This is a genomic window from Paraburkholderia sp. A1RI-2L, assembly GCF_048957375.1.
Taxonomy (GTDB): Bacteria; Pseudomonadota; Gammaproteobacteria; order Burkholderiales; family Burkholderiaceae; genus Paraburkholderia.
Window position 1 is genome coordinate 307,928 of record NZ_JARBTA010000002.1, and the last position, 19,194, is coordinate 327,121.

Here is a 19,194-nt window from a genome sequence, read left to right on the forward strand (position 1 = left end):
CTTAGAGCACCACGTCGCGCACGAACGTCCCCTTGCCAGCGAGCGTCAGGGCCGCGCGATAGACAAGCGCCGCGCTTACGGCCGCCGCGGGAGCAGAGAATGTCGCGACGGCGCCGCCGCATTCGAGCAGCGCGATGCCGATCGCGGTTGCTGCGAGCCACGCGCCGAGCCCGCACAGATTGAGCGCGACCACGCGCTCGCGCCGATATTCGATCGCTCCACCGAAAATCGCGTTGTAGTGCGGCGACACGATATGCGTGACGGAGATCGCAACCCACGCAACGACGAAGATGCCCTGATACGCGAGCGCCTGCAGGATGAAGCTGAAGACGTTCGTGAGCATGAGCGCATAGACGAGCGCGCCAACTATGATTGACCAGACGAATTCCGGCAAATGCAGCCCGATCGCACTTTGAAAAAATGCGTGCATGTTCGTCGACGCGAGATAGAAGTTCGCCGTGTTAATGCGCGTCTGGGTGACCCAGACGAACAGCAGCCCGCCGAAACCCATGAGTTTGAGCAGCGCCATGACCACCGACACTTCGCTCAACGCGCCTTGGGTCGCAAGCGTGCCAGCGAGAAAGATGCCCGCCACGCCGTTGCAGAGGAACGTGAACGTGTAAAAGATCCACCCGAAGTTCAGGTTCGCGTGATAGGCGGCGTCCTGCTTCTTGCCGAAGCGCGCGTAGTCCCACGTGTACATCATGAGAATCCAAACCCCCATGAATGCGGTGAAGCAGTTCCACCACCCATTTGCCGGCGCGCCGCCGGACGGCCCCAGATGCAGCCAGGCGCTGTGGTCGCCGCTCGCGGAGAATGCGGCGATCAGCGCTGCCACGAGACCGATCAGGTAAAACGGCAGCAGCACGCCGTTGAACTTGTCGAGCCAGCGCTGCACGCTGCCGAACACGAGCAGCACGCTATAGGTCACGACAATCAGGTAGGCCAGATGCAGCGAGATGGACGGAAAGTAGGCGTTGATCGCAATGGCGATCACCGAGCCTTCGAATAGCGCATAGTAGATCGCCGTTGCGAAGAAAATCAGGGTCGCCAGCGGCGCGCCGAAACTGCCGAACACGACGCGCGAAAACAGCGCAACCGACAATCCGCTCGAGATCGCGAAGCGCACGATCACCCGGTTGATCACACTGTAGACGGCGACCGAAAGCGCAAGCCCGATCAGCGCATTGACAGTGCCGAAATGGATAGCGAGCGTAGCGGATACCACCAGCCAGAACATCGCGCTGCAGATCGCCCACCACGCCATGGTCAATGAGCCCCGCGACATGCGTGCGTCGTCAGGAACCGGGCTTGCGGCATAGCTGCTGTCGTGCTTTTCCGCATTGGCATCAATCTCCATAAGTCCTCCGAAATAATTTTGGTGTAATCAAGCGCCAGGAATCCTGCCTGCTTCATCGTCAGGCGAACCGCGCGACGCACGGCCCGCCACACCGATTCAGCGTCAGGCCGCTTCGCCTTCGTCCGTCAGCACGTAGACGCCCGTTGCGTCAAGGCGCGCGCTCCATTGCGGCGGCAACACGATCGAGGTCGTCACCTCCTCAATGACCGCAGGGCCGGCAACCACGTCGCCCGCACCCAGCAACGTGCCGTCGTATACCGGCGCATGCACCGTCTCGACGTCCTGCCCTCGCCCGAAGATCATGTTGCGCCGCTCCTTGATCGCAATCTCCACTTCGCCAGATCCCGCGTCGATGGTCTGCGCGGGCGGCTGCTCGAGCACGCCGTACACGGTGCTTTCGATGTTCACGATCTCCACCTGGCTTTCCGGCTCCGCGTACGTGAAAAGCTGCTTGTGGCGCTCGTCGAACAACTCGCGAATATGGCCGATGGTCTCCCTGCTGACCTCCATGGCGCCGATGTTCACCGAGCACTCATGCACTTGGCCGCAATAGCGCATGTCGAGCTGGCGCTCGACCTGGATGCGCTCGCGCGGGAAGCCCTCGCGTTCGAGCGCCGCCACTGCGTCGGCCTCGAGCCGGTCGAACTGCCGCTGCACGCGCTCGAACGACGTGTGCGGCTCGATGCGCATCGGGCACGCGGCCATGTAGTTATACTTGACATCGGAAAGCAGTTGCCCGAACGCACACAGCCCCGAGGCCAGCTTGGGCACCAGCACCGTCTTCACGCCAATCTCGCGCGCGAGGCCCGCGATGTGCAGCGAGGTTGCGCCACCGGCAGCGATCAGGACGAAGTCGCGAGGATCGTAGCCGCGCTCGATCGAAACCCGCCGGATGCCGTTGATCATGTTCACGTTGACGATGTTGTAAATGCCGTATGCCGCCTTGCCAACACCAAGCCCGAGCGGCTTCGCGATGTGCGTTTCGATCGCAGCCTGCGAAGCCTTTCCGTCAATCTTCACCCGGCCGCCGAGCAACGACTCCGGATTCAGGTAGCCGAGCACGACGTTTGCGTCGGTCACCGTCGGCTCCGTACCGCCGCGCATATAGCACACCGGCCCTGGCACGGCGCCGGCGCTCTGCGGCCCGACCTTCAGCAGCCCCATCGCGTCGATCCACGCGATCGAGCCGCCGCCCGCACCAAGGGTCTCGACCTGGATCATCGGCGTGCCGATCCGGTAGCGCAGGAAGTCGATATCCTTGTTCACGTTCGTCACGCCGTCCTTGGTCAGCGTGATATCGAACGACGTCCCGCCCATGTCGACGGTAATCAGATTGCGATAGCCAAACGGCTTTGCGACGAACAGCGCCGCGCGCGGCGCAGACGCCGGCCCCGAGTTGATCGCATTGACGGCGCGCGAGGCCATCGCGGCAGGCGACGCCATGCCGCCGTTCGACTGATAGAAACGCACCGGCGACTCGACCCCGTTGTCGAGGTAGAAGCGTTCGATACGGCTCACGTAGCGTGAGAGCACGGGGCCGAGATAGGCGTTCACCACGGTCGTCGAGGTGCGCGTGTATTCGCGCATCTGCGGAAACACTTCGAGACCCACTGACACATACACATGCGGCAGCATCTCGCGCACGATCTCTGCGGCGCGCCGCTCGTGAGCGCCGTTGGCAACGGACCACACGAACGAGACCGCGACGGCCTCCACGCCTTCGCGGCGGAACAGTTCGCACGCGGCGCGCACGTCGTCCTCGTTCAGCGGCGTGTGCACCGTGCCGTCGGCCAGAATGCGCTCGCGGATCGGTCTGCGCAAATAGCGCTCGACGAGCATTTTCGCGGCCGGATAGCAGGCGTCGTAGCGGTGTCCTTCTTCCTTGTGCCCGAGGCGGATTTCGAGCGAATCCTCGTGGCCGGCCGTGCAGATGAGGCCGGTCTTCACACCCTTGTGCTGGATCAGCGCGTTCAGCGCGACAGTCGTGCCATTGACGCACAAGTCCAGATTCGAAAGGATTTGCCCGACCGGCTGGCCAAGCGCCTGCGCAATCTGTCCCAGGCCGTCCGCGATGGCGCGGGTGCCGTCCTCGGGCGTCGAAGTGGCCTTGAAGAGGCGCATCTGGCCTGCGCCGTCCGCGAGAACGAAATCGGTAAACGTGCCGCCTGCGTCAACGCCCAGGCGATATTGCTTGCTGTTCATGGTGTCTCCTTCGTCTTGCGGTTAGCGGCGGCTGGCGCGCAGCACATCGGTAGCGGCGCGGTCCACGCGCAGGCTTTCTTCGTCGATTACCACCCCATACTCGGCGTGCGCCGCACCGATTGAAACAATGCCGTTGCGCACGTCTGTCGCCACCTGCTCAGGATCGCGCAACAGTGGCGATCCCCAACCGCCGCCGCCTGGGTTGTACGTGGCGAGGCAATAGCCGTCGCGCACCGTCATAACCGAGTTTTCCTGATGCGATTCGATCACCTTGCCGTGGCGCTTCAGGTCGACGCGGCCGAGTTTCGTCTCCGGCAAGGCACTCGACGCACCGTTGGCGCCGATCGCGGGCAGCTTGCGCCCCTCTCCGAAACTCACGACCGTCATTTCATGGCCGATTGGCTCGACTTCCCAGACCGTGCCGCTGCCACCGCGATACTGGCCCGCTCCTGCACTGTCCGTGACCAGCCCGTAACGATGGATCAGGATCGGATACGAATATTCGAGCGTCTCGATGTCGCCCGAATACAGCGCCCCGAAACAGGACTGTGGCCCGCACGCATGCCAGCCATCCATGTAGCCGGTTGCGCCCGCGCCCGATACGAGCGACGCCAGCACCATCGTGACGTATTCCTCATCGTTTCTTTGATCGTGTCCTGCGATATTCACCCCGCTCGAGTGGCCCCATGAGCCGACTGCACGCTCGGGCTGCGCCTTTTCCAGCGCGAGGCGCACCGCGTCGGCGAGCGTTTCCATCGGTGTCGTCGTGCAGTTCACGTGCGGCGCGGGCTCGCGCGCGTTGCACAGTGTCCCCTTCGGGCCAAGGTCGACGCTCACACAGCGGTACAAGCCCTCGTTATACGGTGGATCGAGCTGGGCGAACATCATCAGGCCGAGGTAGACGCCCGAGATCGAATTGCCTTCGTAGGAGTTGATGAAGTAGGGAATCTGCGGCGGACTCTCGATACGGATGCGGCACGAATCCGCTGCGATGTCCACGGTCGCCTTGATCTCGATCTCGCCGAAGCCGTGGCCCGAATCCTCCAGTATCGCGCTCGCCTCATAGGTGCCGTCCGGTACCGCGCGGATGATCTGGCGCATGTGTCGATCGGCCATGTCCATCAGCTCGTCGATACATGCACGCACCGTCTCGACACCGTATTTGTCGAGCAGCGCGATCAGGTTGCGCGCGCCAACGTTGACCGCGCCAAGCTGCGCCTTCAGATCGCCCTCCTGGTCGCGGCGCGAGCGCATGTTGCTCAACATGAAGTTGACCATGTCGTAACGCTCGACGCCACGGTCCCAAAGCTTCACAGGCGGAATGCGAAGACCCTCTGCGTAGATCTCCTTCGCATCCGGGTTATAGCCTGCTGGTACCGGGCCACCAATGTCGGTCACGTGGCCCTTGCACACCGTCCAGAACGCCAGCTCGCCCTTGTAAAACACCGGCTTGTACATGCAGCAGTCGACGATATGGCTGCCTTTGTAGACCGGGTCGTTGTGGTAAATGATGTCGCCGTCGTGGAGATCATCGCCGAAGAAGCGTGCGACCTCTTTCATGGCCGGAATCAGTCCGCCCAGGTGGATAGGAATATCCTGGCCTTGCAGGACCATCTCGGGCCGTTCGTTGAAGATCGCATTGCTGTAGTCGTGCGCAACGTTGAATACACTCGAGCGCGCGGTCTTCTCCAGCGTCATGGTCATCTCGCGCTGCGTGGTTTCGAGCACGCCGCGCACGACGGCAAGCGTAATCGGATCAACATCTCGTGCCATTGCTGTCTCCATCTGATAAGTGTTTTTCCGGGCTCCCGATGAGGAGCCCGATCCGAAGCGGATAGAACGAGAGTAGAAAGGCAAAATTGGCCCAACAATGCACAGCAGAGCGGCTTCGCACCCACGCTGTGTTGCCGCTGCGAGCCATACACGCGCACTGTGCGGCTAGCGCATCCGGTACGCCCCACGGGCGCGCTCAGGCACGGCGCCGCCCCCGATCGCAAGCTCGTATGTGGTGGCCATCGCCGCCTTCTTCACCGCGATGAAAAGCGGCCACGCTGGCGCATCAGTTCCCGATGCAGTTGCGCATCGGGTTCGAACGGCGCCCGGCCATGCAGCCAGAACTGATTATTCAGCACAATCAGGTCCCCCGCCGGCAACGGCAGTGCCGAGGTGCCAGCAGACGCCTCCATCGAATCGGAAAGCGCCTGCAGCCACGCCGCATGCTCGATGCTTTCTGGACAAACGAACTGGTCGATATAGCAGATGCACTCGCGGTCATTGACCTTGAAAAACGTCGGCCGCGCCACGCATTGCGTGATGTTCTTGCTCGCAGGTGAGCGGTAGGTAAACGGATACGCGCCGAGCGGATGCTCGCTGAAACGTTTGAGCTCCTCCCAGTCGTCGAGATGCAGCAGTCTCGATTCGCCACCGCGTGCGTGATGCTCGGAGAACTTCATCATCAGCAGCCAGTCCGTTGCTTCGTCGACGAACGTACCATCCGTATGCAGCGTGAAGCGACGATACGCCTGACGCAGATACGAATCGCTGGCATCGGTGGCCTCGACCACGAAGCGCGCATAAAACGCCCCGGACATTGCGTCGTAATTAGCTGGCCCGATGAGATGGCCGATGGCCGTGCCGAATTTCACGTAATCCTCATGATCAGATGTGACGCCCTGAACCCCAATCGTAAAGCCGCCACTATCGCGCTCATGCAGGATCGCGCGCAGCGTCTGCCTGAAGCCGGCACCCAGGCGCTCGTCCAGCGCCTGGGCGAGCATGAAGCGCGCGGTCGGCACATATTCCAGATGCTGGCTGCTCATCGAGCGGTGCGATTTGAAGAAGTCGGCAAGCGCGTGCTCGTCGAGCTCGATGTGATAAAGCCGCTGATGTTCCACGTGCGGCTGGACGCGAAACCCGGCGTCGCCGGCAACATTAGTGAACGCGGGACGTGCGAAAAGCTGCTCTCGTTGCATGATCTGTCCTTGAGTGACTGTGCTGGATGAGAGCGGGCGCCCTGGCGCCCTCGACGGCGTGTCGGTCCTGCCGGCCCACGCCGCATGGCGCGTCGCGACAGCTCGCAGCGAATGGCAATCGGGGAACCTGTGCTGTCGCTGCAGGCGTCATCCTGCGCGGAGCAAGGTGTAGAGGCGGCGCCGACCCGTTTCGCACGGGTGCGAAACGAGCCGGCGCGGCACAGGCAAGCGCCTGGTGAACCGCGTTACATCCCTCTGCGCGAAATACTGCCCGGGCGCGTGTCTGGCGCTTCGGACAGACTGCGTTCGTACTGGAGATGCAAGTCCTTGAGCGCCGCAACGAGCGCGAGCCCGGCGCGGCCAATGTAGCAACGCTGCACACGGTCGATGACCGGCGCCGCGCCGTCGCGCAGGCTGTGTCCACGCAGCAGGTCGCCAATGAAGGTCCGCCCATGCTCCGTGACCAGTGTGCATGAAGCATCGAGGATAACCGCGTATTTCGCGTCGATCTCCACGGTGACCGCCAACGACTCGAACAGATGCTGAGCAGCCATGCCCTGGGGCAGCCGCGCGTGTCCCGCCACGAACAGCGTTTGAGCGCGGTTCATGATCGGGTGCACCACGTCGCGGCGGCAAGGCTGCGCAGTTGATGGGTCTGCATCGTTCGCTCCCGTTCGATATCTGGAGTCCAGTTTAGGAACGGCGATATCACGCGGCAATGTACAGCCCACTGCGAGCGATCCACGTACTGTCCTGCTTCCGCCGGCAGTACACTGGCGGCCCATCATTGAAAGAATTTTGCCGCGGGAAGGCTGATCAGACCGATAAATTGGGCTGTGAATGGGCCCACCCGGCGCGGGCCGTAAAAGCGCTCCGTTTCGGAGGAGGTGCATGACTACCCTGGCCCAATTGATTCCTCTAGGCGCCGAGCCAGGCGTCGCACTGGAAAAGCACCTCGATGCGATCAAGCTGCGAATTCGCCAAACGATGCTGGCTTGATACCCGCGCGGGCTGTCAGGCTTTGCTTGCCGAGGTTTGGCCTATACCACTGCAACCGTCATATATAGAGGATTTCGAATTATTCACTACACTAAATCACTCCGACCGCGTGTGGAGCAGCAATGTGCAGCGGCATGCTCCTAGCACCACGGCCTCGCGTCGTTGTGCCCGAGTTCTCTCCCGTTTTCGGCCGTTCGTAAAACGCTCGCCGTCTCCAAGACTTCCGCAATAACAGTAAATAGCGTGCGCTATGTCGGTGATCTCGCGCAGACGCTTTTAATTGTCCGTAATGCCGGTTCTGTGCGTCAACCAGCCTTCGGCAAATGCATTTTTAGGATTCTCGCACCGTGTTCGAATTGATCGAGGTGATCAGCCCACGCCTGCATCATGTTCCTGCGCACGGGCAAGTCTGTCCGCACTTCTGCAAAGAACGATGTGCAGTGTCGACGGCGCCGCGTTGCTCGATTTCCCTCAACGCAGCCAGCAGTTCGACCGCGGAAATCTCATTGATCGGGCGTTTTGCGAGGAAGAGACAGGGCGAAGCCCAGCCTTTGTACTACGGATTGCAGTATCGGAAAGGGGCATGGTGGTAACTCCTGTTTCCCGCTTAGAGTTACCCCAAAACTTACCCCCCGAAAAAACGCGGGAAGTCAACGGACCTAGCCGGCAACTCAGGGAACAGGACGTGGGCCGAGAAGCCCACCCAGAAAGGGGGTTTGGCGAGTCCAACGGAATACGCTGGCACTCTATGGAACAGCAAATGGTGGGCCGGGTCGGACTCTCATTGCAGGCGCTCAGGCCCGTCACGTAAGGGATTGGCAATGTGGCGATATGCGGTTACCCCCAGATCTACCCCTGCTGAGTGGCGGAACAAAATGGAACGAGCCGCAATCAGCGCGAGGCCTATGAGCAAAAGCACCCCGGGCCAAACTCTACGCGCCGAGAGAGAGCATGGAAAGGACCATTGGCTGCCTGAGGACGGGGGCGGATGGCTGCTCGACAAGTTCGCTGAGCTAGCTCCCAATATCAAATATATTTCGCAAACGGCCAACTGGGACGGACAGCAATCTCTCTACGTCCGATTCAAACTTGCTTCCAGCCGAACCGCCTCAGCGAGCCGTTCGTCATCCGCTGCACTGCATATGGGCACTGGCCGTGGCAGGGGGCACCAATTTTCCGAAAGCCGGGCTGGACAATTCACCGCCCAATCACGCCATCCTTCGAAAACATCACCGGCGCACCCTTCCTATTGATCACGACAGCCGTCAGCGCAGCGCGGTCGGCGCGCTGTTTCGCGGTGAAGTCCGGCGAGCCGCTTTGCGTTTCAAGCACGAAGCCATCGAGTCCAACACCCGCCACACCATCGCGCGTGTCGACCAGATCGGTAATCGACCCGCTTGCGCGCGAATCGACATGCGACCAGGTTTCGCCCCGATCGCTACTCTCGTACAGATTGCCGAGCAGACCGCCGACAAAGAGCCGGCCGTCCGCCGCGGCAACCCCCGCCCATAGCGAACCCTTGCCCCCCGTATCCAGCCACGTCCAGCTCGCGCCTCCGTCCGTGGACCGCAATACCGCCCCCTGCTCCGCAGTCACATAGATCGAGTTGGAGCGATCGCTAAAGACACGATACAGATTCCGGTCCGCGCGACTGCCGCCAGCCGGCTTCGGCACCGGAACCCGCGTCCAGGTGCTGCCGCCGTCGTGCGTCGCGAGCAGCAGCGACCAGAGCCCTACCGCAAAGCCGTCGCGCGCATTGAGAAAATCAACCGAGAAAAGCGGCTGGTCCGTCGACGTATCGACTCGCTGCAGCTTCCAGGTCTCGCCGCCGTCCTCGGTGGCGATAATCGTCCCCCAATGCCCGGCCGCCCAACCGTGCGCCGCATCCGCAAATGTCACGGCGTTGAGGGTCGAACTGACCGGCACCCTGGCGGCCTGACGAAACGACCGGCCATCGTCGTCGGACAGCAGCACGACGCCGTGCTCGCCCACCGCCACGATGCGCGTCCCCGCGCGCGTTGCATCGAGCATCATTTTGGTTTCCGGCGCGCGCCAGGCATGTGCGGGCGCCTCGATGAGCGTAGCGGGCTTGTCGGCCGTTTGCGCGAGCACCGGCAAGCAGGCGCACAACCCGGCGCAAACTGCGATTGTTTTCAGCATGGCTATCTGTTCCAGAAAAGTCCGTTCGGCTCAGTGACTCAGCAGGCCCGGCGCCCGCGCGGGCTTCGTTCGAGGGAACCAGCGCTCGAGCAGCGACGCAAGCGCGGGCAGCGCGATCATCGCCATCAGCAGGTTGACCACGAACATGAAGGCCAGCAGCTTGCCCATATCGGCCTGAAACTTCAGCGCGGAGAAGCTCCAGGTCGCCACGCCAATCGCCAGCGTGATCGCCGTAAAGATCGTCGCCACGCCGACTTCGAGCATCGCATGCTCCACCGCCTTCACGATGCTTTCCCCGCCGGCAAGATGCAGTTGCAGCCGGTTGTAGATATAGAAGGCGTAATCGACGCCAATGCCCACGGCAAGCACCATGACGGGAAGCGTCGCAACCGTGAGTCCGATGTGCAGCGCCTTCATGAACCAGTAGCCAACGAAGGTCGCCACGGTGAGCGGCGCACAGCAGGCCACCATCGCGCGCCAGTCGCGGTAAGCCAGGAACACGAGGACCAGAATTGCCGCATACACATAGAGCATCATCGGCAGTTCGCTCTTCGCCACTTCCTCGTTGGTTGCCGCGAGCACGCCGGCGTTGCCCGCCGCGAGGCGTATCGCGACCCCGGGCATCTCGTGCGTCGCGCGGTATTGCTTCACGTCCGCAAGAATGCGATTGATGGTCGCCGCCTTGTGGTCGGCAAGGAAAAGGTGAACGGCGGTCATGCTGCAGTCGCTGTTCATGAAGCCTTTCACGCGCCCGACTTCGGCCGCCAGCGCGCCGTAATTGCTGGCTTCGATCGGCACCACGTTCATCTTCGGATAGCCTTCGTTGTAGCCTTCGTTATACGTGCGCAGCATCGCCGGAAACGACTGCACCGACACCACGCCAGGCTCGGTTTGCATGGCGGTCGCGAAATCGTCTTCATAGAAGCCGAGTGCGGGCCTGTCGCACGACGAACCGTTCGATTCGAAAACCACCGTGAGCCAGTCCAGTCCGACGTCGTAGCTGCCGGCAATCGAGAGCGCATCGTGGTTGAAGCGCGCATCCGCACGCAGTTCCGGCGCGCCCGGCTCGAGCGTGCCGATGACACGCTCGCGGCTCTGCCACACGGCCACTGCGAACACGACCAGCGTGAGCGCGATGACCAACGGCGCGTAGCGCGGCTCGGCCACGCGCGCGAGCCCCTGAAGCCACGCCGAACGGCGCTCGCGCCGCTCGAGGGCGCGGTCCGCATAGGTCTTCGTGAAATCGAAGCACGACGCCACGACCGGCAGCATGAAGAGATTCGTCACGATCTTGTAGCCCACCCCGAGGGAAGCCGTGATGGCCAGCTCCCGCACCATGGGAATCGGAATCAGCAAAAGCGTGATGAACGAAACAAAGGCAGTGACGAGCGCGAGCACGCCCGGCACCAGCAATCCGCTGAAGCTGTGGCGGGCGGCCTCGAGCGGCGTGCGTCCGAGCGAGAGTTCGCGCACGATGTAGTTGACCTGCTGAACACCATGGGACACCCCAATCGCGAAGACGAGGAACGGCACGAGCACCGCAAGCGGATCGAGCCCGAAGCCGAGCAGCCTGAGCGTGCCGAACTGCCAGACGAGCGATGTCAGCGAACAGGCGATCGGCAGGATCGTGAAGCGGATCGAGTGGCTGTACCAGTACACCGCGAGCGCGGTAAGAACGAGCGCGATGCCGCAAAAGCCGAGCACCGACGTCGCGCCGTCGGCGATATCGCCAATCTGCTTGGCGAAGCCGATGATCTGGATCTCGTAGCCTGCGTCCTCGAACGGCTTGCGGATCTGGCTCTCCAGCAAGCGGTTGAACGCCAGGTAGTCGAGCACCTTGCCGGAACGGTCCCGTTCGGTGAGTTCGGCCGTGATCATCGCGCTATCTTCGTGATGCGAAACGAGCGTGCCGATATAGCCGCCCTGCGTCGTGGAGCGGCGAATCTTCTCGATGATCGCGGGCGTCAACTGGTCCGGCGTGACCGTGCCGCTGATGATCGGGTCGGCGCGAAAGCCATCTTCCGTGATCTCGTTGACGTAGGCATTAGGCGTCCAGAGCGACTGGACGCCCAAGCGGTCCACATTCGGCAGATACGTCACGGCCTGCGTGACCTTGTACAGGCGTGCGAGCCCATCGGGCGTCCAGATGGAGCCCTTGCGCGCGCGCACCACCACCGTGATGCGGTTCGCCCCGAACAGGTCGTTCCGGTACTTCTGGAACGTCTGGATGTACTCGTGTCCGATCGGCATCTGCTTGTCGAAGCCTGCGTCCATGCGCAACTGCGTGGCGAACACGGCCATGACCGCGGTGAATGCCGCAATCGCAATCAGCACGACGGCGCGATGACCAAACAAAAGCGTCTCAAGACGACAGACCAGGCGATTTAGCACGAAAATTTCCCTTCTGATTGGCAGATGCGTTTGACAGCAAGAACGCGCCTCCCCGTTCGAGACCTTAGAAATTCCGGGTCGCGAACATGCCGACAAAATTGCGATCCGCGAAAGGCTGGCCCACCGTCTGGTGGCCGCCAAAGAACGCCGTGAAGTTGATCCCGGCCTGCCATACGGCCGGGTTCTGGTTGAACAGCACGTAGACGTTGACCGACTTCGCCCCTTGCAGGTAATTCGCGGAGAACGTCGGCGTATAGCCGTAGAGCGCATCCGAGAACGTCACGCCGGGCGTCACCTGCCAACCCGGGACGAGGCTGCCGTCGTAAGTCCAGTTGAAGTCGACGGTCGCGCCCACCGAACTGGACGTGCCCTGCGCCATGACGATCGGATAGCCGACACCCGAGCCATAGTTGAGCCACGGCAGATAGCCAGCCGCGGGAACCTGCGTCACGGACTGGCCGCCCACCGTGCGCGTCACGCCGCTCGAACTGAGGCCCGGATAGTAGATCCACGTCAGCTCGGTAGTCAGCACGGCCATATCCGCGCCGATCAGCTTGAGAAACGGATACTCGCTGCGCGTGAGGCTGAGAATGCCGTTGATGTCATACTGAATCTTCTTCTTGTCGGCCCACTGCTGGCAGTCGACGCCAAAAACCCCATTGGTGTTTGAATCGAGCGGACCGCCCGCGCCGAAACAGCTTGAAAGCGCAACGGCATCATGCGGACGATACGAGAGCTCGGTTCCGATTGCCCATTCGCCGAGTCCGAAGTTCGCGCTGACACCGAAAAGCTGGCGATTCTGGAGAAAGGAGAACTGTGCGGTCCCGTTGGGCAGCGCCGATATCACTGGCGACTTGTCGGTATAGTTTTCGTAATAGACCGCGAAGTTCGCGTCGATGGTTCGCGGCCGGTAGTTGAACTTCACGCCGAATTGCGGCCGGTATTTCGAGGGCAGTTCAGTGGACACCGGAATGCCGATCGTATTGAACGGCGGCCCGGCGAAGTCTCCGTTGACGAGCCCGCCGTTGATCGCCGCAATCGTTCCTGCGTTGCCGCTATTGGGCCCCGCGATGGTTCCCGCGCTGAAGCCCGCCGCGTTGAGGTTGTTCGTGTTCAGCGTAAGCGGTTCCGCACCGCGGCCAAAGCTGTTCGTGATCGACCAGTACGTGCCGACCGGCGGATAGCGATTTCCGTTCCATTGGAACTGGTAGTAATCCTCAGTACTGAATCCATGAGAAAGGTCGGCTGCAAAGCTCAGCATCGGCGCGGGACGCAGCGCCTGCTTGAGCTGCGTGCCCGGAATCAGCAGCTTCTGGATATCCAGCGAGTTGGTCGCATTGATGCCGCCCGCCGCGAACGCGCTTTCGCCCCAGTTGATCACCTGGTTGCCGAGCCGTACATGCGCCGGCCGGTCGCCGATCGTGAAGTCCTTCTCGACCCACAAATCGAGCAGTTGCGCGTCGTACACCGCCTGGGATTCCGCCGCGCTCGTGAGCGGCGTTCTCGCGGTATCCTTCGCGAGAAAATCGTACATGCCGGTGCCGCGGACCATGAACTTCACGCCCTCGCTCGGCATCGTCAGGAGCAGCTCGCTGGTCGCGCTGACATACGTGCTATAGAGCTGGCCTTTCCGGTAATTCAAGTTGCCGTTGTCGCCGAAGCCCCATTGATCCGTGTTTGCCGCCGCCCCGCAGCCCTCGGCGTTGGGATCGCCGATCAACGAACAGCTCGGAATTTTCAGGCGTATGCCGGCCCCTGCCGTGAGGTTGGTCACCCACGACCCCTGCATGTCGCCCACGCCCGTCGTGAACTCATAGCCGTATGCGCTCGGGTTTGCCGCCCCCAATGCGACGAGCGAAGCGCAAACCGACTTCCCTATCCCCTGTGCCTTCATGGCTATCCTCTTTGTATGGGTTGAGGCGCAAGGATTGGGCATGTGCTGGCCCGCGCCCCTTGCGCCGCACCCGGATCAACGCTCGCTGATCGAGCGCAGTGTCTCCGCACTGTAGTAGTCCGACTTGAAGCGGCTGTCGTTCGACTGCGAGTACCAGTGAATGTCCTTTCCCGCACCGATCGGCGACTGGTCGAACACGTAGCGTCCGTCGTTCAGGTCGTACTGCGCAAACGCTTCGAGATCGCACGCGCCGCCCAGCTCCCAGACCGGAATCGGGTATCCCTCGCGCACCTTCCAGAGCTTGCCCTGCGCGTCGTAGTCTTCGCCGACGAGCGCGAGCCAGCTGTCCTCGTCGAGATAGAAGATCTTCTTCGACGCGACATGGCGCGCCTTCGGCTTGACGGTCGCCTCGACGACCCAGACGCGATGCATCTCGTAGCGTCGGCTCGCCGCGCTCAGGCCGTCGGGCTTCGCGACGTCGGCGAACTTCGCGTTGAAGTCGTACATGGCGAAGTCGTTGTATGGCACGAGCATTTCGCGCTTGCCGACCAGCTTCCAGTCGAACCGGTCGATGAAGCCGTTGAACATGTTCGCGTCGTCTACCGTGTACTGATTCTCGTAACCGATCTGCGGCGCGTCGTGCGTATACGCAGGCATGCGGCGCACGCGGCGCTGGCCGGGGAAGTAGTAGAAGGTTTCCGAGTCCTTATCGTAGTACTGGCGCTGCATGCCGCCCTGTCCCGCCATCGCGGCCGGCGAGTTGTAGCCGAAGTAGCCCGCGAGGCTAAGCTGGTCGACGTCGCTCGGCGTGTTCTTGCCCAGCTTGCCCGACGGGAGATAGAAACTCTGCGGTCCCATCGTCATGATCCAGTCGTCGCTGCCCGGACGCGGCGACACGGCTGTCGTCGTCGAAGGCCATTCGATACCGACGCCGCGATAGCGGTACTCGAAGTTCAGGATGGCCTCCGCGCCGTTTTGCGGCTTCGGAAAGGCGACGCCCGGAAAATACGCCGACTGAAGCATCGAGCCGCCCGCATCGAGCTTCGCGGCGGTCAGGTTCTCGCGCGAATTCTGCTCGGCAACCTCGGGAAGCTGGCACTCGCGATGCGCCGGATAGACATCCATCCGGTATCCCTTGCGTTGCTTGATCAACTGAATCTGACCGGCCGAGAGGTGAGCGGCATACTTGTCGACGTTCGAGGCGTCGATCGAATAAAGCGGCTTCTCCGCGCGGTGCTTCCAGAAATCGCCGCGGTATTTGCCGTATGCCCAGCCCTGCTCGGGCGCCTCGCGTCCCGCGAACGCAGGGACGACCCCATCGCTGCTCGCCGCGGGATTCGCGCCCGCCGGCGTGAGGTTGTCCGCGGACGCCGCCAGGCAGACAACCGAAACGGTGGCCGCGACGATACATGCGGCACCCATGCTCCGCTTCTTCATCATCTCTCTCCCTTCTGTCAAGTCGGGACCGACTTTAACGGACCGTGCGTTGCGCGCCTGGCCCGAATCGGCAACTCGCACCCTTGGGGAAAATACGGGTGTGCCAGCTTGCAACCCGCCTTCCAGGCGTTTTTTTTCCGTGGTACGGTCCACCGCTACGGGTCCCGCAAGACGGAGGCGCGCCCGCGCGCACGTTCCAGAACCTGTCCCCGGAATTCAGCAACTCTCTTCAGGAAGGCCGGCGTAACCCGCGCGCCCGGCTTCGAACTTTGCAATGGCTACTCACTATTCCGTGCGGCATTACGCCGACGCCGGCGAACATGCGCAGCATCTCGCCAACATCAAGCAGCAATACTTTCAGATCGAAAGAGGGAAGTTCGGCGGCACTCTGGAACAGTTCGACCTGGACGGGCTGCATCTCTTCTGCGAACAGGTCAACCGGCGTGTCGTGGAATGCGGCCGGGTATCGGCAGGCATGGTCGGCATCGGCTGGGTTTCGCATTCGTCGGTGGCGCCCACGTCGCGCGGCCGCGAAATCACCAATCGCACCATTGGCGCCGCGCGCAGCGACAACGATTGGGTCGTGCACCTTCCATCGGACGCCACGATGTTCGGCATTACCCTGGCCGAGTCGGAATTCGACGGCATGGCCGAACATCTCAGCCGTGCAACGTACCAGCGCGCCGTCCGAAGCCATACCCCGACGCCACACGGCGAAACGTCACCGGAGGCGCTCCACAGGCTCCATGCGCGTGTGGGCGAGCTAAGGGCAAACGCTGATCGGCTCACATGCCCCGCCACGCGATATGCCTTCCGGAAAGCGCTGCTCGACGACGTGTTGCTGGCCATGGAGGAACTCGCGCCTGCGCCGCGTGAGGACTTGACCCGGCTCACCTACAGCGAGATCGTCCGGCGCAGCCAGGACTACGTGATGCGTCACGCGGGCAGTCCGGTGACGGTTCTCGATCTTTGCACCGAGCTGCGCGTGAGCCGCCGCACGCTGCAAACGTGCTTCCGGCAAATCACCGGCGAGTCGCCTGCCGATTATCTGCGCGCGGTGCGGCTGTGCGGCGTGCGCAAGATGCTGCGCGAAGAACACGCCGCGCAAATGAACATTGCGAGCATCGCCGCCCGTTGGGGTTTCGTCCATCTCGGCAAATTCGCCAGCAACTACCAGCGCCTGTTCGGCGAGCTGCCCTCGCAGACTCCGCGCTTCGGCTCTCGCGCCTGAACACACCGCGCCGAACGCGCCGCTCCGAACGCACGTTACTCACACCGAAAACCGCGTGGCGCTCGCGCGGTTTCCTGCCATACGCTCGCCGCACCAGGGCAAGCCCTCATCCACGATCTGCCGATTCGAGCCATCGGGTCCGCTCATACCGTATTACAGTCCGCTCCGAATCGAGATTCGATCGAGGAGTGAACATGAGCATCAGAAAGCACGCTGCGGCTGCCGCGGCGGTTCTGGCATTCGCGGGCGCCGCAACGGCCGCTGAAAAGCCGGAAGAATTGACCATTCAGAAGATGCCGGCCTGGCATCCTCATGAGATTTTTATCGTCGATCCCTCCGGCGACGCCGCCACCGACGGCCGGATCTACCTGTACGACGCGGACGCGCGCAAGGAGCTTGGCCAGATCGACGCGGGCTTTCTGCCGGGCTTCGTCATCTCGCCCGACCACAAGACGAGTGTCGTCGCGACGACTTATTTCTCGCGCGGATCGCATGGCGCGCGCACGGACGTCATGGAGTTCACCGATAACAGCACGCTCGATCACGCCGGTGAAACTATCATCCCGGCGAAGCACGCCCAGTCGGTTCCCTCGGCCTGGAACACGACATTCAGCTCCGATGGGAAGCACATCTACGTTTCTAATCTCACGCCGTCGGCGTCGGTGAGCGTGGTCGACGCGCGCTCGCGCAAGCTGGCCGGCGAGATCGACATGGCTGCCTGCGTGCTGGCCTTGCCGAGCGGCCCGAGCAAGTTCACGGCGCTGTGCGAAAGCGGCAAGGCGCTGACCATCACGCTCGACGCCAACGGCAAGGAAAGCCATCGCGCCATGTCGGAACCGTTCATCGACGTCGAGCGGGACCCGGCGTTTGCGAACGCCTCGCCGTCGCAAGGCGGCTACGTATTCACCACTTTCCACGGCATGGTTCGCACTGCGGATTTTCGTGGCGATAAGGCGGTATTCGGCAAGCCCTGGCCGCTCGTCACCGACGCCGAACGCGCTTCCGGATGGCGGCCCGGCGGCCTCCAGCCGACTGCCGTCCACGACCGGACGCATCGCCTCTACGTCGCCATGCATCAAGGGACCGACGGCTCGCACAAGGAACCCGCAAGCGAAATCTGGGTGTTCGACCTGAACACCCACAAGCGCATCGCGCGATGGAGCCTCGCGGATCAGAAGATCCCTCCGCTCGTCGCATCGATTCAAGTCAGCCAGGACGACCATCCGCTGCTCTACGGCCTCACGCTGACCGGCGATCTGGTGGTGCAGGACGCGCCGACCGGCAAACTCCGCTACATCACGCAACACGTGGCGCGCACGCCGACGCTGCTCGTGAACCCCTGAGGCCGCCATGCAGATCGATCCTGTCCTCGCTGACGCCGCGCAATCGGGCGCGGCGATCATCGTCCTGCTGGGCGCGCTGGCCAAATGGAGACGTCCCGTCGCGTTCCGCGACGCACTCTCCGCATGGCAGATCGTGCCGGAAAGGCTCGTCTGGCCTGGCGCCATCGCGATAGCGGCCGCGGAAACGCTCGGCGCGCTCGCGCTCCTTTGCAAGGAAACGCGCGCGGATGGCGCGACGCTGCTCATCGCCCTGTTCGTCCTCTTCGCCGCGGGTCTCACGCTCAACATCCTGCGCGGCCATACGAACATCGATTGCGGCTGTTCCGGCCTGGCCGCCCTCGCGCAAAGAGAGCCCGACGCCGTCCCGCGCGGCATTGGCTGGTGGCACGTCGCGCGGCTCGGCCTGCTTGCCGCGCTCACGGCCACGGCTTACCTGGAAAGCACCGCGCGCCCCACCGTCTCATTCGACTATCTCACGCTTTTATTCGCTGTCCTGTCGATCGTCTGCGTGCTGCTCGCGCTGGACGCACTGATCGCCAACGGCCCGAAGCTCGAACACCTGAGGAATTCATGATGCAAACCGCTCTTGCCGTTTCCACCGCCATGCTGTGGGCAGCCGTTCTCGCGCTTGGCGCAATCTGTCTCGCGCTCGTTCGTCAGGTCGGCATCCTGTACGAGCGCATCATGCCGGCCGGCGCGCTGATGATCGACAAGGGTCCGGCCGTCGGCGCGATCGCGCCGGTTTTCGAACTGACCGATATCCAGGGGCGCGCGGTGAAGATCGGCGGCCTCGACGCAGCCGGCAAGGCCACCCTGCTGTTCTTCCTCTCGCCGACGTGTCCGGTCTGCAAGAAGCTCCTGCCGCTGCTGCCTTCGATTCAGACGAGCGAAGCGACGCCGGTCAACGTCGTGCTGGCAAGCGACGGCGACCTGGCCGACCACACGCGCTTCGCGCAGAAGCAACGGCTCGAGCGCTTCCCGTACGTGCTTTCCCAGGAACTCGGCATGGCTTACCAGATCGGCAAGCTTCCGTACGCGGTCCTGCTCGACGAAAACGGCAAGGTGCGCGCGAAAGGACTCGTCAATACGCGCGAGCACCTCGAAAGCCTGTTCGAAGCGAAGGAACGCGGCGTGGCGTCCCTGCAGCAGTACGTGCACGGTGAACAGCACGCGTGAGCGCCGCCCCTCATTCAATTTGACCGGAG

13 protein-coding genes and 1 pseudogene are annotated in these 19,194 nt (G+C 62.7%); 4 read left to right on the forward strand and 10 right to left on the reverse strand.

Annotation, left to right across the window (positions count from 1 at the left end; genetic code table 11):
* Window position 1 precedes the first annotated feature (1 nt).
* From PWP93_RS16290 to PWP93_RS16335, 10 genes and pseudogenes are all read right to left on the reverse strand, one after another.
* Window positions 2-1,360, reverse strand: a complete 1,359-nt coding sequence (locus tag PWP93_RS16290) for a purine-cytosine permease family protein (RefSeq protein ID WP_421045121.1) — start codon at window positions 1,358-1,360, stop codon at window positions 2-4.
* A 102-nt stretch (window positions 1,361-1,462) separates the two neighbouring features.
* Entirely contained in the window at window positions 1,463-3,562 is a 2,100-nt protein-coding gene (locus tag PWP93_RS16295) for a hydantoinase/oxoprolinase family protein (RefSeq protein ID WP_421045122.1), read from the reverse strand.
* A gap of 21 nt (window positions 3,563-3,583) precedes the next feature.
* Window positions 3,584-5,335, reverse strand: coding sequence for a hydantoinase B/oxoprolinase family protein (locus PWP93_RS16300; protein ID WP_421025903.1), 1,752 nt, complete (start codon window positions 5,333-5,335; stop codon window positions 3,584-3,586).
* Between the two features lie 254 nt (window positions 5,336-5,589).
* Window positions 5,590-6,534 (reverse strand): glutarate dioxygenase GlaH, encoded by a 945-nt coding sequence (gene glaH, locus PWP93_RS16305; RefSeq protein ID WP_421045123.1) that lies wholly within the window; start codon window positions 6,532-6,534, stop codon window positions 5,590-5,592.
* Window positions 6,535-6,779: 245 nt separating this feature from the next.
* Window positions 6,780-7,142, reverse strand: coding sequence for a DUF3870 domain-containing protein (locus PWP93_RS16310; protein WP_421045124.1), 363 nt, complete (start codon window positions 7,140-7,142; stop codon window positions 6,780-6,782).
* 776 nt (window positions 7,143-7,918) lie between these two features.
* Window positions 7,919-8,047, reverse strand: a pseudogene (locus tag PWP93_RS16315) (phage integrase central domain-containing protein); the annotation flags it as partial.
* Between the two features lie 683 nt (window positions 8,048-8,730).
* Window positions 8,731-9,693, reverse strand: coding sequence for a WD40/YVTN/BNR-like repeat-containing protein (locus tag PWP93_RS16320; RefSeq protein WP_421045125.1), 963 nt, complete (start codon window positions 9,691-9,693; stop codon window positions 8,731-8,733).
* A 30-nt stretch (window positions 9,694-9,723) separates the two neighbouring features.
* Complete coding sequence (locus PWP93_RS16325) at window positions 9,724-12,084, reverse strand: efflux RND transporter permease subunit (RefSeq protein ID WP_421045126.1); 2,361 nt, start codon at window positions 12,082-12,084, stop codon at window positions 9,724-9,726.
* 64 nt (window positions 12,085-12,148) lie between these two features.
* The gene (locus PWP93_RS16330; RefSeq protein WP_421045127.1) at window positions 12,149-13,978 is read right to left on the reverse strand and encodes a DUF1302 domain-containing protein; all 1,830 of its coding nucleotides are present in this window, start codon (window positions 13,976-13,978) and stop codon (window positions 12,149-12,151) included.
* Between the two features lie 75 nt (window positions 13,979-14,053).
* Window positions 14,054-15,418 (reverse strand): DUF1329 domain-containing protein, encoded by a 1,365-nt coding sequence (locus PWP93_RS16335; RefSeq protein ID WP_421045128.1) that lies wholly within the window; start codon window positions 15,416-15,418, stop codon window positions 14,054-14,056.
* 271 nt (window positions 15,419-15,689) lie between these two features.
* Between PWP93_RS16335 and PWP93_RS16340 the strand changes: the two genes are divergently transcribed.
* The 4 genes from PWP93_RS16340 to mauD all read left to right on the forward strand — a co-directional run bounded on the left by PWP93_RS16340 (window position 15,690) and on the right by mauD (window position 19,165).
* Window positions 15,690-16,646: a helix-turn-helix domain-containing protein gene (locus PWP93_RS16340; protein WP_421045129.1), complete on the forward strand. Its 957-nt coding sequence runs from the start codon at window positions 15,690-15,692 to the stop codon at window positions 16,644-16,646.
* Window positions 16,647-16,840: 194 nt separating this feature from the next.
* Window positions 16,841-17,989: an amine dehydrogenase large subunit gene (locus PWP93_RS16345; protein ID WP_421045130.1), complete on the forward strand. Its 1,149-nt coding sequence runs from the start codon at window positions 16,841-16,843 to the stop codon at window positions 17,987-17,989.
* A gap of 7 nt (window positions 17,990-17,996) precedes the next feature.
* Window positions 17,997-18,563 (forward strand): MauE/DoxX family redox-associated membrane protein, encoded by a 567-nt coding sequence (locus tag PWP93_RS16350; RefSeq protein WP_421045131.1) that lies wholly within the window; start codon window positions 17,997-17,999, stop codon window positions 18,561-18,563.
* Window positions 18,560-19,165 carry a methylamine dehydrogenase accessory protein MauD gene (gene mauD, locus PWP93_RS16355; protein WP_421045132.1) on the forward strand — a complete coding sequence of 202 codons (606 nt, stop codon included), beginning with the start codon at window positions 18,560-18,562 and terminating at the stop codon, window positions 19,163-19,165. Before PWP93_RS16350 ends, mauD begins: the two co-directional genes overlap by 4 nt.
* The last annotated feature ends 29 nt before the right edge of the window (window positions 19,166-19,194 follow it).

Bases quoted from the DNA above. Each gene is read 5' to 3' on its own strand.
- PWP93_RS16345 (WP_421045130.1), top strand. From the start codon at position 16,841: ATGAGCATCAGAAAGCACGCTGCGGCTGCCGCGGCGGTTCTGGCATTC.
- PWP93_RS16295 (WP_421045122.1), bottom strand. From the start codon at position 3,562: ATGAACAGCAAGCAATATCGCCTGGGCGTTGACGCAGGCGGCACGTTT.
- PWP93_RS16320 (WP_421045125.1), bottom strand. From the start codon at position 9,693: ATGCTGAAAACAATCGCAGTTTGCGCCGGGTTGTGCGCCTGCTTGCCG.
- PWP93_RS16310 (WP_421045124.1), bottom strand. From the start codon at position 7,142: ATGAACCGCGCTCAAACGCTGTTCGTGGCGGGACACGCGCGGCTGCCC.
- mauD (WP_421045132.1), top strand. From the start codon at position 18,560: ATGATGCAAACCGCTCTTGCCGTTTCCACCGCCATGCTGTGGGCAGCC.
- PWP93_RS16350 (WP_421045131.1), top strand. From the start codon at position 17,997: ATGCAGATCGATCCTGTCCTCGCTGACGCCGCGCAATCGGGCGCGGCG.
- PWP93_RS16340 (WP_421045129.1), top strand. From the start codon at position 15,690: ATGGCTACTCACTATTCCGTGCGGCATTACGCCGACGCCGGCGAACAT.
- PWP93_RS16330 (WP_421045127.1), bottom strand. From the start codon at position 13,978: ATGAAGGCACAGGGGATAGGGAAGTCGGTTTGCGCTTCGCTCGTCGCA.
- PWP93_RS16335 (WP_421045128.1), bottom strand. From the start codon at position 15,418: ATGATGAAGAAGCGGAGCATGGGTGCCGCATGTATCGTCGCGGCCACC.
- glaH (WP_421045123.1), bottom strand. From the start codon at position 6,534: ATGCAACGAGAGCAGCTTTTCGCACGTCCCGCGTTCACTAATGTTGCC.
- PWP93_RS16290 (WP_421045121.1), bottom strand. From the start codon at position 1,360: ATGGAGATTGATGCCAATGCGGAAAAGCACGACAGCAGCTATGCCGCA.
- PWP93_RS16300 (WP_421025903.1), bottom strand. From the start codon at position 5,335: ATGGCACGAGATGTTGATCCGATTACGCTTGCCGTCGTGCGCGGCGTG.